Annotated in this window: 14 protein-coding genes; 12 read left to right on the top strand and 2 right to left on the bottom strand. The window is 47.2% G+C overall.

Translation table 11 applies throughout. The features are described 5' to 3' along the window. The first annotated feature begins 52 nt into the window (after nt 1-52). Nucleotides 53-796, top strand: a complete 744-nt coding sequence (locus CD05_RS0107565; protein WP_028509996.1) for an ATP-binding cassette domain-containing protein — start codon at nt 53-55, stop codon at nt 794-796. Continuing rightward, nucleotides 793-1,719, top strand: a complete 927-nt coding sequence (locus CD05_RS0107560) for a SufD family Fe-S cluster assembly protein (protein WP_028509995.1) — start codon at nt 793-795, stop codon at nt 1,717-1,719. Before CD05_RS0107565 ends, CD05_RS0107560 begins: the two co-directional genes overlap by 4 nt. Before the next feature lie 96 nt (nt 1,720-1,815). Here CD05_RS0107560 and CD05_RS0107555 read toward each other — a convergent pair whose 3' ends face one another. Then, nucleotides 1,816-3,141, bottom strand: a complete 1,326-nt coding sequence (locus CD05_RS0107555; protein ID WP_051588877.1) for a carbohydrate-binding domain-containing protein — start codon at nt 3,139-3,141, stop codon at nt 1,816-1,818. A 153-nt stretch (nt 3,142-3,294) separates the two neighbouring features. Between CD05_RS0107555 and CD05_RS0107550 the strand changes: the two genes are divergently transcribed. Next, nucleotides 3,295-3,777: an amidase domain-containing protein gene (locus tag CD05_RS0107550; protein WP_051588876.1), complete on the top strand. Its 483-nt coding sequence runs from the start codon at nt 3,295-3,297 to the stop codon at nt 3,775-3,777. Here CD05_RS0107550 and CD05_RS0107545 read toward each other — a convergent pair. Continuing rightward, nucleotides 3,774-4,808: an ATP-binding protein gene (locus CD05_RS0107545; protein WP_028509992.1), complete on the bottom strand. Its 1,035-nt coding sequence runs from the start codon at nt 4,806-4,808 to the stop codon at nt 3,774-3,776. The genes CD05_RS0107550 and CD05_RS0107545 overlap by 4 nt on opposite strands. A gap of 137 nt (nt 4,809-4,945) precedes the next feature. On the opposite strand from CD05_RS0107545, the gene pyk reads away from it, so the two are divergent. The 9 genes from pyk (at nt 4,946) to CD05_RS0107500 (ending at nt 14,900) form a co-directional block, all read left to right on the top strand. Then, nucleotides 4,946-6,364 (top strand): pyruvate kinase, encoded by a 1,419-nt coding sequence (pyk, locus tag CD05_RS17825; protein ID WP_037323499.1) that lies wholly within the window; start codon nt 4,946-4,948, stop codon nt 6,362-6,364. Between the two features lie 265 nt (nt 6,365-6,629). Then, entirely contained in the window at nt 6,630-8,750 is a 2,121-nt protein-coding gene (pflB, locus tag CD05_RS0107535) for a formate C-acetyltransferase (RefSeq protein ID WP_028509991.1), read from the top strand. Beyond that, nucleotides 8,734-8,943 (top strand): hypothetical protein, encoded by a 210-nt coding sequence (locus CD05_RS0107530; RefSeq protein WP_037322892.1) that lies wholly within the window; start codon nt 8,734-8,736, stop codon nt 8,941-8,943. The genes pflB and CD05_RS0107530 overlap by 17 nt, the downstream gene beginning before the upstream one ends. A gap of 27 nt (nt 8,944-8,970) precedes the next feature. Next, a complete protein-coding gene (grcA3, locus tag CD05_RS0107525; RefSeq protein ID WP_028509989.1) occupies nt 8,971-9,213 on the top strand; it encodes an autonomous glycyl radical cofactor GrcA3 in 243 nt (80 codons plus the stop codon). Nucleotides 9,214-9,300: 87 nt separating this feature from the next. Continuing rightward, on the top strand, nt 9,301-10,191 hold the full coding sequence (locus CD05_RS0107520) for a hypothetical protein (RefSeq protein ID WP_028509988.1): 891 nt from the start codon (nt 9,301-9,303) through the stop codon (nt 10,189-10,191). Beyond that, nucleotides 10,191-10,940, top strand: a complete 750-nt coding sequence (gene pflA / locus CD05_RS0107515; RefSeq protein ID WP_028509987.1) for a pyruvate formate-lyase-activating protein — start codon at nt 10,191-10,193, stop codon at nt 10,938-10,940. Before CD05_RS0107520 ends, pflA begins: the two co-directional genes overlap by 1 nt. Before the next feature lie 181 nt (nt 10,941-11,121). Continuing rightward, nucleotides 11,122-12,870, top strand: coding sequence for a diguanylate cyclase (locus CD05_RS0107510; protein WP_028509986.1), 1,749 nt, complete (start codon nt 11,122-11,124; stop codon nt 12,868-12,870). Nucleotides 12,871-12,908: 38 nt separating this feature from the next. After that, nucleotides 12,909-14,561 (top strand): EAL domain-containing protein, encoded by a 1,653-nt coding sequence (locus CD05_RS0107505; RefSeq protein WP_028509985.1) that lies wholly within the window; start codon nt 12,909-12,911, stop codon nt 14,559-14,561. Between the two features lie 45 nt (nt 14,562-14,606). Further along, on the top strand, nt 14,607-14,900 hold the full coding sequence (locus CD05_RS0107500) for an acylphosphatase (RefSeq protein WP_347495121.1): 294 nt from the start codon (nt 14,607-14,609) through the stop codon (nt 14,898-14,900). Nucleotides 14,901-14,922 lie beyond the last annotated feature (22 nt).

Below are 14,922 nucleotides of genomic sequence, written 5' to 3'. Positions count from 1 at the left end.
CAATGTCTGTGATATAATACTAATATAGTACACTTTTAGGAGTTGAGTTTTGATGCTTGAACTGAAACAGATCTCCTTCACCGCCGATAATGACGGCACGGAGAAGCAGATAATCAAGGATATCTCCCTGACTATTGATGATAATAAATTCACGGTCATAACAGGCCCGAACGGCGGCGGTAAGTCTACACTTGCAAAGATAATCGCTGGTATACAGAAGCCTCTTTCCGGTAAGATCTTTCTTGACGGTGAGGATATAACAGACCTCTCTGTTACTGACCGTGCAAAGGCAGGCATAGGCTTTGCGTTCCAGCAGCCTGTAAGGTTCAAAGGCCTTACAGTGCTCGACCTTTTAAAGATCGCCTACGGAAAGCCTATCAAGGTCAGCGAAGCGTGCTCTTTCCTCTCTGAGGTGGGACTTTGCGCTAAGGATTATATAAACCGTGAGGTCAATGCATCTCTCTCGGGCGGCGAGCTTAAGAGGATAGAGATTGCAACAGTCCTTGCCCGTGACCCGAAGATAGCAGTATTCGACGAGCCCGAGGCAGGCATAGACCTGTGGAGCTTCCAGAACCTTATCAGAATATTTGAGAATATGCGTAAAACGGTCAGCGGCCGTTCTATCATAGTAATATCCCACCAGGAGAGGATACTCAATATCGCCGATGAGATAATCGTCCTTGCAGACGGCGCTATCTTGAAGCGTGGCCCTAAGGACGAGATACTTCCCTCGATAACAGGTACCGATTCGGTAGTTACCTCGTGCGAGATGCTTGATAAGGAGGTAAGAAAATGACACAGCTCGATGAGATACAAAAGCGCCTTATAAGCGAGGTCGCAGACCTGCATGATATCCCCGAGGGGGCATATAATTTCAGGGCTAACAGCACCCTCGCCGGCAGAAATACAACAGCGAATATAGATATAAAAACTAAAGAGGACAAGCCCGGTATTGATATCATAATCAAGGAAGGCACAAAGAATGAGAGCGTTCATATCCCTGTTGTCCTCAGCCAGAGCGGTATCAAGGAAACAGTGTATAACGACTTCTATATCGGCGATAACAGCGATGTTCTCATAGTTGCCGGCTGCGGTATTGATAACTGCGGCACACAGGACAGCGAGCATGACGGAATCCACCGCTTCTTTGTCGGCAAGAATGCTAAGATAAAGTATGTCGAAAAGCACTACGGCTCGGGCGACGGCAAGGGTAAGCGTATCCTTAACCCTGTCACCGAAGTCTATATGGACGAAGGCTCGTCTATGGAAATGGAAATGGTGCAGATAAAGGGCGTTGATTCGACTGAGCGCACCACAAAGGCAGAGCTTAAGGCAGGTGCCAAGCTCGTGGTGCATGAGCGCCTTATGACCCATGGCGAGCAGAAGGCCTACAGTATCTATAATGTTCACCTTAACGGCAAGGGCTCGTCTGCTGATATCGTATCACGTTCAGTCGCAAGAGATAATTCCTACCAGAAGCTCGATATGTGTATCCTCGGCAACGACGAGTGCTCCGGCCATACCGAGTGTGACTCTATCATTATGGATAACGGCCGTATCCTTGCAGTTCCTTCGCTTGAAGCAAACAGCGTTGACGCAATGCTTGTTCATGAGGCAGCTATCGGCAAGATAGCAGGCGACCAGCTGATAAAGCTGATGACTTTAGGCCTTACCGAGCAGGAGGCAGAGGAACAGATAATAAACGGCTTCTTAAAATAATTAATATAACGAAAAAAACGGTACTCATCACGAGTGCCGTTTTTCTCTTAGGAAGGAAATTTATTGAAGGAAAAGATTATGAAAAAGCGTGTTTTATCACATCATTCTGCCGCCTCTGCCGCCGAAGCCGCCCATGTCTCCCATGTTGCCGCCTCTGCCGCCGCCCATCATAGTGGGTGTGGGTATCTCGCTTACCTGCTCGCCGTTTATGATTATTGTGCCGCCTGTGAATGTTGTCGTGCCGTCATAGTCAAATGATTCGGAAGGTCCCGAAACAGGGTAGGAAACGTTTATAGTTCCGCCGGATACGGTTACGTTTCCGTTTGAGTCGATGCAGTCAACGTCATTGCCGTTCATTGATATCGAAAGCTCGCCGCCTGTCATCTCAAAGCATACTGTGTATGCATTTGTTTTCTGTGCTGTGTTTATGCCGTCGTCAGTTGCCGAAATGTCTATGCTGCCGCCGTTTATCTGTACACAGGTGCTCTCTATGCCTTCAGATGAGCTTATCCTGAATTCTCCGCCGTCTATCTGTACGACTGCCGTTCCCTGTATGCCATCGCTTGCTGCTGTGATGTCAAAGCAGCCGCCGGAAATGTATATGTAACCCTGTGTGCTGTCGTCGCTGTTTTCAGAGTGCAGCCCGTCCTTCTGGCTGTTTATAACAAAGCAGCCGTCAGCTATCCTTATAGAATCGTTTGCTTCTATTGCATCAAGTGCAGATGTTATGCTGTATGTTCCGCCTGTAACCTTGATGTCGTCCTTGCCTGTGATGCCGTTGCCGGTCGAGCTTATCGTCAGTGAAGCTGTGCCGTTTAATACTATGTCGTCCTTTGAGTAGATGACTGCATCAGTGTTTGTGTCGCCGTCTGCTGTGAAGCTGCCAGTCACGCTTAAGCTGCTGTCACTTGCAGTTGTTATAAATACTTTGTCTGCACTAATAACATATATCACAGGTGTGCTGTCGTTTGTTATATCTGCTCCGTCAAGTACTATCTGTACCTTGTCCTCATCGCCTGCTTCTACCTTTACAGTGAAGTTGCTTGCCTTGCCGCTTATCACATATACGCCGGCTTCTGTTATCTCAGCTGTTTTGCTGTCTTCTGCGGTTATGCTTACTGCATCTTCCGTATCAGCTGCCTGTTCAAGATCACGGTCGGTGAACATATCGCCAGTGTCGAGTACAGAGTCATCACTTGATGCTACATTATCGCTGCCCTCACTGAGCTTTACGCTCTCAGTTATCGTCTGCTCCGAGTCAGTTGTGCTTTCACTGCTGCCGAATGTGTATGTTACAGATGACGATGAGCTGCCGTCTGAGGAGACTGTCTTGCTGCCTAAAGTTGTATCCGAACAGCCTGCAAGTATCATTGTTACTGCTATGGCCGCTGCTGTTAAAGATAAGTATCTGTTATTTTTCATTGTTTATCCCGCCCTTTCCTTAGCTGTTGTATTCATTATAACCGCCTAAACTTAAAACAAACTAAATCAAATGTGAAATTGCGGTGAAACTTTATGAAATGGCTGTGATAGCTCCCAGGTGTCACCCAAGAGCCTTTGGTAATATAATATAGTATGTATTACGAATACCCGCTAAATATAAAAAACGGGGTAGAATATGCCCGCAGGTGGGCGTATTCAAGAAACCCCGTGTTCTATGATTTTGACCACCTCGGCGGCGACTGTACAAACTTCGTTTCCCAGTGTATCTATGCCGAGGGTGCTGTCATGAACTATACCCCCGACCTCGGCTGGTACTATGTTTCACTCGGCGACCGCTCGGCCGCCTGGACTGGTGTCGAGTATTTCTACCGCTTTATTGTCAGCAATAAAGGCAGAGGCCCCTTCGGTGAGCTGACACCACTTTATAATGCACGCCCGGGAGACGTTATCCAGCTTGGTAATGAAGCCGGCTTTTATCACTCACTGTATGTAATAAGCACTCAGGGCGGTATGATATACGTCGCTGCCCATACCAATGATACCTATGGCAGACCGCTTTACAGCTATTCCTATGAGAAAGCGAGGTGTATCCATATAATAGGCGCACGCCGCTAAAAGCAGTTGCTCTCAAAGGTGTCAAGCCCCTTTGCAAGAATGAGGTATTCCGTATCGAGCAGTGTCGTGTAGTGAATATACGGCGGTGAGCGCAGATCAATTGGCTCCTGTGTCAGCTCCGGTGATAAAGCAATGTGTATGCTGAGCCCGCCGTTTTCATTGCTTAAAGATATCTCTCCGCCGCAGCGTGCAGTGTATAGCCTTGCCATGTACAGTCCGAGCCCTTCGCCGCCGTCATTCTTAATGAGGAAGGGCTTTTTGGTCTGTTCTGCGATCTTCATGTCTATACCGCCGCCATTGTCTGTCATGTGAATGCAAAAGCGCCCGTTTTCCTTGTATATCCTGATGTGAGCTTTCTTGTTCTCGCTTTTGTTGTGCAGATATGCATTTGCTATCAGATTGGCGATAACGCATAGCAGAACTTTCATATCGCTGCGCAAAAACAGCTCCTTTTCAAGCTCGTAAGTAAACTCATACCTGTTTTTCTTTGCTATGTGCGCAGTGTTATCAAGAAAAGGCCTTAGGTAGTACCTCACACTGTGCAGGTCAAGATCATCTGAAAGATCAATAAGCCTTCTCAGCTCGCAGGCGTTTATGTATCCGCTCAGAAGAGATATGTTTTGCTTCTTTATGCCGTCACTCAGCTGCTTTTCTTCTACCGGGTCAGTTATTATCTTAGACAATTCAAGATAATGTGCCGCCTTAACATACAGCTTCGCACTGAAGCTTTCGTAAAGCTGATTGTATTTGTCACTTCTCATGTATGAAAGCAGATCATTCTCGTCATATCTGCTGAACAGATAAAACGGCTCGCCGCCAAGCGTTATCTCGGTCTTCATCAGGGGGATAGTCTCATTCAGCCGCCTGACTGCGCAGCCTGATGCATCACGCATGAATTTCCCTTTGGCAAGATCAATGTCATTTGTCCATTTCAGCCTGTAGTTTTCGTCGGTTATCATTATACCACGCCGGCTGCTTTCAAACATCGCCGCAGCTGCCGCAAGGCTCTTTCTAAGCTCTGTATCAATCATATTAGTGCCCTCCCACCATATATTACCGCCTATATTGTACCATATAATGTGTCGGAAAGTCAATGGCCTTGTTTGTTGACATCAGGAATAAATGGGTGTATAATATGAGTATAATAACAAAAGTGAGGGAAATAATAATGAGAAAGACAAAGATAGTGTGTACGATAGGTCCTTCTACCGACGATGAGCAGATACTCCGTGAGCTTATGCTCGGCGGAATGAATGTTGCGAGATTCAATTTCTCCCATTCAAGCTATGATGAGCATAAAAGGCGCTTTGAAATGGTGGACAGGCTGAGAAAGGAACTTGATATACCTGTAGCTACACTTCTTGATACCAAGGGTCCTGAGATAAGACTTAAGAACTTCAAGGACAATAAGCCGGTTGAGATAGCAGACGGTGATGAGTTCGTTCTTACTACCCGTGATATCGAAGGCGATGAAAAGCAGGCTTCCGTGACCTTCGAGCATCTTCCTAAGGACGTTAAGACGGGCGATGCTATACTTATAAACGACGGTGTCATCGAGCTTAAGGTAAAAAGCGTCAGGGGACAGGATATCACTTGTGAAGTCATCCACGGCGGCACACTCTCTGACCATAAGGGCATAAACGTGCCCGGAGTCAAGCTCTCTATGCCTTATATATCAGATGATGATATGCATGACCTTGAATTCGGCGCAAAGATGAGATATGATTTTATCGCAGCATCTTTTGTAAGAACAGGTGCAGATGTCGTTTATCTTCGTAAGTTCACCCAGTCGCTCGGCTGGTATGACGTCAGGATAATCGCTAAGATAGAGAATATGGACGGCGTTGAGAATATCGACGAGATACTTGCAGCCTCTGACGGTGTCATGGTCGCAAGAGGTGATATGGGCGTTGAGATACCCTTTGAGCAGATACCTGCTATCCAGAAGGATATCATACATAAGGCATATAACGCCGGTAAGGTAGTCATAACAGCTACACAGATGCTCGAATCCATGATAAATAACCCCCGCCCGACCCGTGCTGAGATAACCGACGTTGCAAATGCTATTTATGACGGCACATCAGCTATCATGCTCTCAGGCGAGACAGCTGCCGGTAAATTCCCTGTCGAGGCGGTCAGGACAATGGCTCTTATCGCTGAGACGACAGAAAAGAATATCAACTACGCCAAGCGCTTCAAGATGCGTGAGGATACAAAGAGCGAGTCAGTCACTGAGGCTATTTCCCATGCAACAGTTACTACAGCAAATGACCTTAACGCAAAGGCTATAATCACAGTCACCAAGGGCGGCGGCACGGCAAGGATGCTCTCAAAATACAGGGCGGACTGCCCGATAATCGGCCTAACGACCGACCCGACCACGCTCAGACAGCTCAGTATGTCGTGGGGAGTTATCCCAGGGCTCATCGCAGAGCAGACAAGCACCGATGACCTTATGACAGCGGCTATCGAGTGTGCTCTGCAGCACGGCTGGCTCAGCCACGGTGACCTGACAGTTATCACTGCCGGTGTTCCTCTCGGTGTCAGCGGCAATACTAACCTTATCAAGGTCGAAACAGTCTGAAAGATTTTAGGGGCGTACAGTTTTGTGCGCCTTTTTTATCTTGCCTATGTTAAAATCTTATCAAAAATGCTTTAAAAATTTACTCAATTGTAAAAGTTTAAGCAGCGGTGTTGACATTCTAAGTTATGTGTATTATAATGTTTAAGGATGCTAAACCACAATATATAGTATGTGATGTATAGAGTTGTCTCTATATACAGAAATACAGCGTGATGGGTCGCTGTTTTTGTGATAATTGACAAACTGACGGTAAGGAGAGATAGCTATGAAGAATTTTTTTGAACCCGAGTGGGAAGGCTTCGAGCAGGGCAAATGGTGCGGCTCGGTTAATGTGCGTGATTTTATCCAGAAGAATTTCACCCCCTATGACGGTGATGACAGCTTTCTTACAGGGCCTACCGAAGCTACTAAGAAGCTCTGGGCAAAGGTCTGTGACCTTTCCGAGCAGGAGAGAGCAGCAGGCGGCGTTCTCGATATGGATACAAAGATAATCTCTACCATTACCTCGCACAATGCCGGCTACCTCGACCGGGAGCTCGAACAGATAGTTGGTATACAGACGGACAAGCCTTTCAAGCGTTCGCTCCAGCCTTTCGGCGGTATCAGAATGGCTCAGGCTGCCTGCGAGCAGTATGGCTATAAGGTTGACGACAGCGTGGTCGATCTCTTTACAAGATACAGAAAGACACATAATCAGGGCGTTTTCGATGCTTATACCCCCGAGATGAGAAAGGCAAGACACGCCGCTATCATCACAGGTCTTCCCGATGCCTACGGCAGAGGCAGGATCATAGGCGACTACAGACGTATCGCTCTTTACGGTGTTGATAAGCTCATTGAAGATAAAAAGCATCAGATAGATACCTCCCTTGTGAGAATGACCTCAAAGAATATCCAGCTTCGTGAGGAGCTGGCAGAGCAGGTGAGGGCTCTCTATGAACTCAAGACCCTCGGCCAGATATATAACTGCGATATCTCACGCCCTGCAAAGAACGCCAAGGAAGCTATCCAGTGGCTCTACTTCGGCTACCTTGCAGCTGTCAAGGAGCAGAACGGTGCAGCAATGTCTCTCGGACGTACATCTACATTCGTAGATATCTATATCAAGCGTGACCTTGACAGAGGTCTTATCACTGAGCAGCAGGCTCAGGAGTATATCGACCACTTCATCATGAAGCTGCGTATCGTTAAGTTTGCAAGAACTCCTGAGTATAACTCGCTTTTCTCAGGCGACCCGACATGGATAACCGAATCTATCGGCGGCGTTTCTGTAGACGGTGTGCCTATGGTCACAAAAACATCATTCAGATATATCAATACACTCAATAACTTAGGCCCTGCGCCCGAGCCGAATATGACTATCCTCTGGTCAACAAGGCTCCCTGTCAACTTCAAGCGCTTCTGCGCTAAGATGTCTATCAAGTCCTCTGCTATTCAGTATGAGAACGACGATATGATGAGAGTTACACACGGTGATGACTATGCTATCGCCTGCTGCGTATCTTCAATGGTCGTTGGTAAGGAGATGCAGTTCTTCGGCGCAAGAGCAAACCTTGCAAAGTGCCTGCTCTATGCGATAAACGGCGGTGTCGATGAGCGCCTCGGCATACAGGTCGGCCCTAAGTACCGTCCTGTTGAGGGTGATTACCTCGACTTTGACGACGTAATGGAAAAATATGACGATATGATGGAATGGCTCGCAGGGCTTTATGTAAATACCCTCAACGTTATCCATTATATGCACGATAAGTATAGCTACGAGAGACTCCAGATGGCTCTCCACGACAGAGATGTCAAGAGATACTTCGCAACAGGTATCGCAGGCCTTTCGGTCGTTGCAGATTCCCTCTCGGCTATCAAGTATGCAAAGGTAAGAGTTATCCGTAAGGATATCGAGATAAAGGATAAGGACGGCGAAGTTATCGACATTGCAAAGAATGTTGTCGTTGACTATAAGGTCGAGGGCGATTTCCCGAAATACGGCAATAACGACGACAGAGTAGATAAGCTCGCAGTTGACCTTGTCAAGACATTTATGGATAAGATAAGAAAGCACCACACCTACCGTGGCGGCGTTCCTACAATGAGCATACTTACTATCACATCAAATGTCGTATACGGCAAGAAGACAGGTAATACTCCTGACGGCAGAAAGATGGGCATCCCGCTCGCTCCCGGTGCAAACCCGATGCATGGCCGTGATACACACGGTGCAGCAGCATCGCTCTCGTCAGTAGCAAAGCTGCCTTTCAGACACGCACAGGACGGTATATCCAACACCTTCACCGTTATCCCCGATGCGCTCGGTAAGGATCAGGTGTTCGTAGGCGATATAGATATAGACTCTATCTCGAAGGAGCTCGGCACTTATGGGAATGATGAGTAAAAAGGAAGACGACGGCAAGGTAGATGAACTGGTCGATATGATCGACAGGCTCATGGCAGACGGCTCAGGATCTCTCGTTATAGACGTTGATGAAAACGGCGAGGGGATAAAGGTCAGCACCTGCCAGTCAGGTGACTGCACAGGCAGACAGACAGCCTGCTGCCAGCCGAACGAGATCTCTCAGGACGACTGATAACATAATAAACAGGAGGTTTTTATCATGGCAGTAACAGATGCACAGATCGATAATCTTATTTCATTGCTTGACGGTTATGTAGAAAAGGGCGGCCACCACCTGAACGTAAATGTTCTCAACAGAGAAACACTTCTCGATGCTCAGGCTCACCCCGAGAAATACCCCCAGCTCACAGTGAGAGTTTCCGGCTATGCCGTAAACTTTATAAAGCTCACAAAGGAGCAGCAGGACGACGTAATATCCCGTACCTTCCACGAGCAGCTCTGATAAAGATTTCAAGCCTCTGTTTTCAGGGGCTTTTTTGTTGACTTGTTGGTTTACTTGTGCTATAATAATTCAAAAGGGGGCGTTTGTATGGAGGAGAAGAAGATACCCGAGATAAAGCATGACTGGAAGATGAAAATAATGGTGTGGGCGCTTTGGTATACTATTTGCTTTGCAGCAGGTGTGGTGCTGTCAGTGCTCTTTGTAACTAAGCAGACCGAGCCCGACCCGACGGACAGGACTGTCCACCGACTTATATTTGCAGCACTTGCGGGCATATTCATAGAAGTAGTGCTGTTCAGCCTTGTTTTCCCGATAATACTTGGCAAGGAGAGAAAGGCGTATAAAGAAACGCTTTTGCGTATCCGTGATGAGGGCTATACCCCTGCGCTCGTTCAGTTTATGACCGAAAATCACCTTAGAGTCTCTGCCGACAGCAAAAAGGTAGGCTATGCAAATGGCTATGCCCTCTACCTTACCGATGCTGCGATAATCTCTCACGATTATGACAGGGCGCTCTATTACAGTGACCTTGTGAATACTGCCGAGCTTTTCAGGTATAATACGATAGGAATGATTATGGAGCAGGTCATCTACTACGGGCATAGGATCCAGATAGCCGCCTTTACACACAATATCCCCGCCTGTGAGCAGGTGATGAGTGAGGCACAGGGGCTTTATAATTCGACAAAGGGCAGAAACCCCGCAATAGATTATATGATAGACGGCTCGGTGTTTGAGTACTACTTCGCCATTGGCGACCTTGCACGCTGCGAGGCGCTTATCAAGCCCTATGAGCAGTATGAAGAGCTTAAATATGCCGCTTATCAGAGCATGGGTCGGGTCTTTGCCAAGAAAGGCGATACCTATGCCGCTAATGAGTTCTTTGATAAGGCGATACTCGCTGCAAGAAACGGCTTTTTAAAGCAGGTCGCCGAGAACGAGCGCCGTTTTGCATTAAATAACGGGGGCGTGCAGTGATGACAGGCTATATCCATTCCACAGAATCCTTCGGCACAGTCGATGGTCCCGGGGTGCGCTTTGTGGTGTTCATGCAGGGCTGCCCTATGCGCTGCCTTTACTGCCATAACCCAGATACTTGGGCTGTTGGCAAGGGGGAGAAGCGCACGGCACAGAGCCTAATTGATGAGTATGAATCACTTAAGGAATTTTTAAAAAACGGCGGTATCACTGTCACCGGCGGCGAGCCGCTCATGCAGTTAGATTTCGTTACCGAGCTGTTTACACTTGCTAAAGCTAAGGGCATACACACCTGTATCGACAGCTCAGGTATAACATTCACCCCTGATGATACCGAAAAGTTTGACAAGCTCATATCCTTGACAGACCTTGTTATGCTCGATATCAAGCATATCGACCCCGAACGCCATAAAGCCCTCACAGGCCATGAAAATAAAAACATCCTTGCATTTGCAGAGTATCTTTCAAAGAAAGGCATTCCTGTGTGGATACGCCATGTGCTTGTGCCGGGTGTCACAGACGACGAGCATTTTCTGTTTGAGCTTGGTCGCTTTATAGGCGGTATCAAGACACTTAAAGCCCTCGATGTCCTGCCTTATCATACTATGGCAAAGTCAAAGTATCAGAGCCTCGGTATCCCGTATCCGCTTGGAGATATCCCGCCTGCTTCAAAGGAGCAGGCAGCCCATGCCCGTGATGTGATAATGAAAGGCCTGTATGACAGACTGTCAGGTAAAGGCTCACACTAATAAATGAATATAAGCTAAACCCCGGAGTTTCATTGCTTCGGGGTCATTCTTTTCTATGATTTGGTATTCGACCAAGTCCGCATTTGTTTGAAAATTATAAAAATTATTTATTCCCGGTTGACAAATTGGTGAAAATATAGTATAATATATATGAATATATATGTATAGGGTGGTGCATGCTTTGAAACAGTTCCAATTCAACTATGTTAATGATACATCATTTGTAAGAGAGCTCAGAAAGCTCGCTCAGTGGAGGAAGACGATGATAACATCGGCTGTCCTTTTCCAGATCTATTCCCAGACAGTAGAAAGGGATAAGCTCAGAAAAGTATGTGACCTTATCACGCAGGAGATGCCTGATGCTCTGTATATGGGCTGCTCGACTAACGGCAATATCCTTAACGGTGAGTTTTCAAAATATGATATCGCCGTTACCTGTACCGTTTGTGAATACCCAAATACAAAAATGGCGCTTAAGCAGTTTATCCTCACTCCCGAGACTGAGGTGAGCGTTACTGATGAGGTCATCAGCTATGTTGATTCTAATCCGTGGGTAAAGGCTGTTGAGATGCTCGTTGTCATTCGGGGGCTGTCTATGACAGGCTTCTGTGATAGGCTCGATAAGCTAAGAGATGATGTGCTCGTTTTCGGCGGCGGTGCTTTCGTGCCTGATTTCGGCGATAATGCCTGCGCATTTTCAAGTGAAAAGGGCTATATGGACAGGGGCGTTGTTTTCCTGTTCATCGGCGGCGATGATCTGCATATCGACAATACATATATCACAGGCTGGAAGCCTCTTGGCCGTGAGCTCAATGTCACCCGTGCAAAGGGCGTCTATCTCAATGAGCTCGATAATAAGCCTGCGTTTGATACCTACTACAGATACCTTAATATCAAGAATGACGAGCATTTCTTTACGAATACTCTTGAATTTCCGTTTGTATATGACCATAACGGTATAACCATACTCAGAGCGCCTGTCGCAAGTCTGCCTGACGGCTCGCTTGAAATGACAGCCGATATCAAGGAAAACGTAAAGGCCCGTATAGCGTACGGTGACCCGTGGACTATCCTCGAATCAGTAAGAAGCGGTGCAGAGGGTATTAGAGCATTCCAGCCTGAGGTCATACACGTTTTCTCCTGTGCGGCAAGACGTACCTTCTGGGGGGAGGACGAGGTGTCTAAGGAGACTATTCCGTTCCAGACGCTTGCACCGACGTCAGGCTTCTATACCTCGGGCGAGTTCCTGCGCTCTGATGGTCATGTCAACCAGCATAATGTGACTTTAGTCGTTGCAGCTATGCGTGAGGGTGAGCTCCTTGGCGATTATAATGACAGCTTTGAGATGAAGGAGGAGAGCTTCTCCGGTAAGGTGTCTATGATAAACCGCCTTGCAACATTTATCGAAGCTGCCACTGAGGAGCTTGAAGAAGCAAATGCCAAACTTGCAAAAATGGCTGTTACAGATGCTCTTACTGGGCTCTATAACAGAGGTGAGATACAAAGACAGATATCAAGCGGCATCAAGAAAGGCAATACCGTTTCTCTCGTGATGCTCGACCTTGATAATTTCAAGAGCGTGAATGATACCTTCGGCCATAAAGAGGGCGATAATGTCATAAGAGGTATAAGCTCTATCATGACTGATACGCTCGCTTCGATGACCGAAAACGGCAGAGCCGGTAGGTGGGGCGGCGAGGAGTTTATGATACTCCTTGAAAATGAAGATGCAAATAAGGCAGAAGACGTTGCCGAGAAGATAAGGAAGACATTTTCTGAAGCAGAGTTCCCGTCCTGCGGCAAGCGTACTGTCAGCATCGGTCTTACAAAGGTTAAAAGCGGCGAGTCTGCCGATGCGGCTGTCATGAGAGCGGATAATGCTCTCTACGAAGCTAAGGACACCGGCAAGAACAAGGTCGTTGTCTATTGATAATTCCAGCATGGCGCTGAGAGTATCGGGGTGATACTATGAATGAGAAAAATGATATCCGAAAAAACATGATAGACAGGCTCTATGAGGCTATGACAATGATCGCCGAGGGCTGCTATGTGTATGTCTGTGATATCAAATATGACTACTCACGCTGGAGCGAGCGTGCGGTGGATTATTTCGGCCTGCCCGGAAAGTATATGGTAAATGCCGGTGGGATATGGGCAGGGCATATACATGAGGATAATAAAGAAGTATATAATAAGCAGATAGAATCCATATTTGCCGGCAGCGGCAGCGGCCACGATATGCAGTACCGTGCAAGGCGTGCAGACGGCGAGTATGTTGTGTGTACCTGTAAGGGCACAGTGCTGCGTGATAACGACGGAAATCCTGATTTTTTCGTCGGCTCTATCAAGAATAACGAGAGCGTCGGCACTGTCGATACACTCACAGGCCTTAAGAACCTCTACGGCTTCTTTGAGGACTTAAAGGGCATCTTCTGGCAGCGTAAGTGGTCAACTATCATGCTTGTCGGCATCACAGGCTTTTCTGACATAAATGATGTATACGGCTATAGCTTCGGCAACCGTGTGCTCCAGAGCCTTGGCAGGTATCTGGAGGGCGTATTTGCCGGCAGGGGAAACGTTTATCGTATGGACGGCACGAAATATGCTGTCCTGACAAGCGAAATGACCCTGCTCGAACTCGAACAGCTGTATAAGATGCTCCGTGACAAGCATACACACGATTTCTATGTTGACGGCAAGCACCTTAGCCTTTCACTCAATGCAGGTGCTATAGTTTTGGATAACTTTGAGATAACCAAGGAAACAGCGTATTCCTGTCTCAGGTATTCCTACTACCGCTCAAAGCTCAAAAAGCTCGGCGAGCTCGTGGTGTTTGAGGATACCCTGTCTGATGAGAACCGCCAGACAGTTGAAAAGATAAACGTGATAAGAAACAGCATAACCCAGAACTGCTCAGGCTTCTATCTTTGCTATCAGCCTATAATGGACGCTAAGAATGAGACGCTCAAAGGCTTTGAAGCACTCGTGCGCTGGCGAAATGAGGAATACGGCTCTGTTCCGCCTATGCAGTTTATCCCTATCCTTGAACAGGACTCGCTTTTCAATGAGCTCGGCACATGGATACTCAGGACTGCGATGATAGACGGCCTTGACCTCTTAAAACGCTATCCGGGTATAATAATCAATGTCAACCTTTCCTATACTCAGATAGAAAAGCATGATTTCGTCAATGAGGTGATGAGCCTTCTCAAGGAAACAGGCTTCCCGCCTGAAAACCTCTGCCTTGAGATAACCGAGCGTTGCAGGCTTCTTGATACCGAACTGCTCAAAAAGATGTTCGGGGCGCTGCGTGCTAACGGTATTAAGGTCGCACTCGATGACTTCGGAACAGGCTTCTCATCTATCGGCGTGCTCAGAGAGCTGCCCGTAGATACTGTCAAGATAGACAGAGAGTTTGTCAAGAATATAGAAAACAGCGAGTCTGACCAGAATACTGTAGAGTTCATATCCGGTCTTGCTAATGCCTTTGCCGCTGAGGTGTGCGTTGAGGGTGTCGAGACTGAGAGCATGAGAGATTTTCTCAGGCATTTCCTTGTAAACAGCTTCCAGGGCTACCTCTATTCAAAGCCTGTTACCAAGGAAGAGATATTCAATAAATAATAAACTACTTCTGCCCGGCGATGAACGGGCAGATTTTATGAGGGGGTGTTTTGTCTGCTCAGTAAGTATAATATCAGAAGGCGTTTCCGCATTTACGGCAGAGTGCAGGGCGTGGGATTCAGATACCGTGCATACTACGCCGCAAGAGAATACGGCGTTACCGGCTTTGTCAGGAACCTGAGCGACGGCTCTGTTGAAATGGAGGTCCAGGCCCCTGAGGAGTGTATAGATAAAATGTTTCTCGCAATAGAGAAGGGAACGTTCATCAGGATAGACAATGTCGAAGTAAAGGATATCCCCGTCGAGGAAGATGAGCGTGAATTCAGGGTGACTGAATAAGTTTTTGATAAAGGAGCAGTAT

The organism is Ruminococcus sp. NK3A76, assembly GCF_000686125.1.
Taxonomy (GTDB): domain Bacteria; phylum Bacillota; class Clostridia; order Oscillospirales; family Ruminococcaceae; genus NK3A76.
This window is presented reverse-complemented; position numbering and strand designations above follow the sequence as displayed.

Excerpts from the sequence above, each read along its gene's own strand:
- CD05_RS0107565 (WP_028509996.1), top strand. The coding sequence starts at position 53 with ATGCTTGAACTGAAACAGATCTCCTTCACCGCCGATAATGACGGCACG.
- CD05_RS0107560 (WP_028509995.1), top strand. The coding sequence starts at position 793 with ATGACACAGCTCGATGAGATACAAAAGCGCCTTATAAGCGAGGTCGCA.
- CD05_RS0107555 (WP_051588877.1), bottom strand. The coding sequence starts at position 3,141 with ATGAAAAATAACAGATACTTATCTTTAACAGCAGCGGCCATAGCAGTA.
- CD05_RS0107550 (WP_051588876.1), top strand. The coding sequence starts at position 3,295 with ATGTATTACGAATACCCGCTAAATATAAAAAACGGGGTAGAATATGCC.
- CD05_RS0107545 (WP_028509992.1), bottom strand. The coding sequence starts at position 4,808 with ATGATTGATACAGAGCTTAGAAAGAGCCTTGCGGCAGCTGCGGCGATG.
- pyk (WP_037323499.1), top strand. The coding sequence starts at position 4,946 with ATGAGAAAGACAAAGATAGTGTGTACGATAGGTCCTTCTACCGACGAT.
- pflB (WP_028509991.1), top strand. The coding sequence starts at position 6,630 with ATGAAGAATTTTTTTGAACCCGAGTGGGAAGGCTTCGAGCAGGGCAAA.
- CD05_RS0107530 (WP_037322892.1), top strand. The coding sequence starts at position 8,734 with ATGGGAATGATGAGTAAAAAGGAAGACGACGGCAAGGTAGATGAACTG.
- grcA3 (WP_028509989.1), top strand. The coding sequence starts at position 8,971 with ATGGCAGTAACAGATGCACAGATCGATAATCTTATTTCATTGCTTGAC.
- CD05_RS0107520 (WP_028509988.1), top strand. The coding sequence starts at position 9,301 with ATGGAGGAGAAGAAGATACCCGAGATAAAGCATGACTGGAAGATGAAA.
- pflA (WP_028509987.1), top strand. The coding sequence starts at position 10,191 with ATGACAGGCTATATCCATTCCACAGAATCCTTCGGCACAGTCGATGGT.
- CD05_RS0107505 (WP_028509985.1), top strand. The coding sequence starts at position 12,909 with ATGAATGAGAAAAATGATATCCGAAAAAACATGATAGACAGGCTCTAT.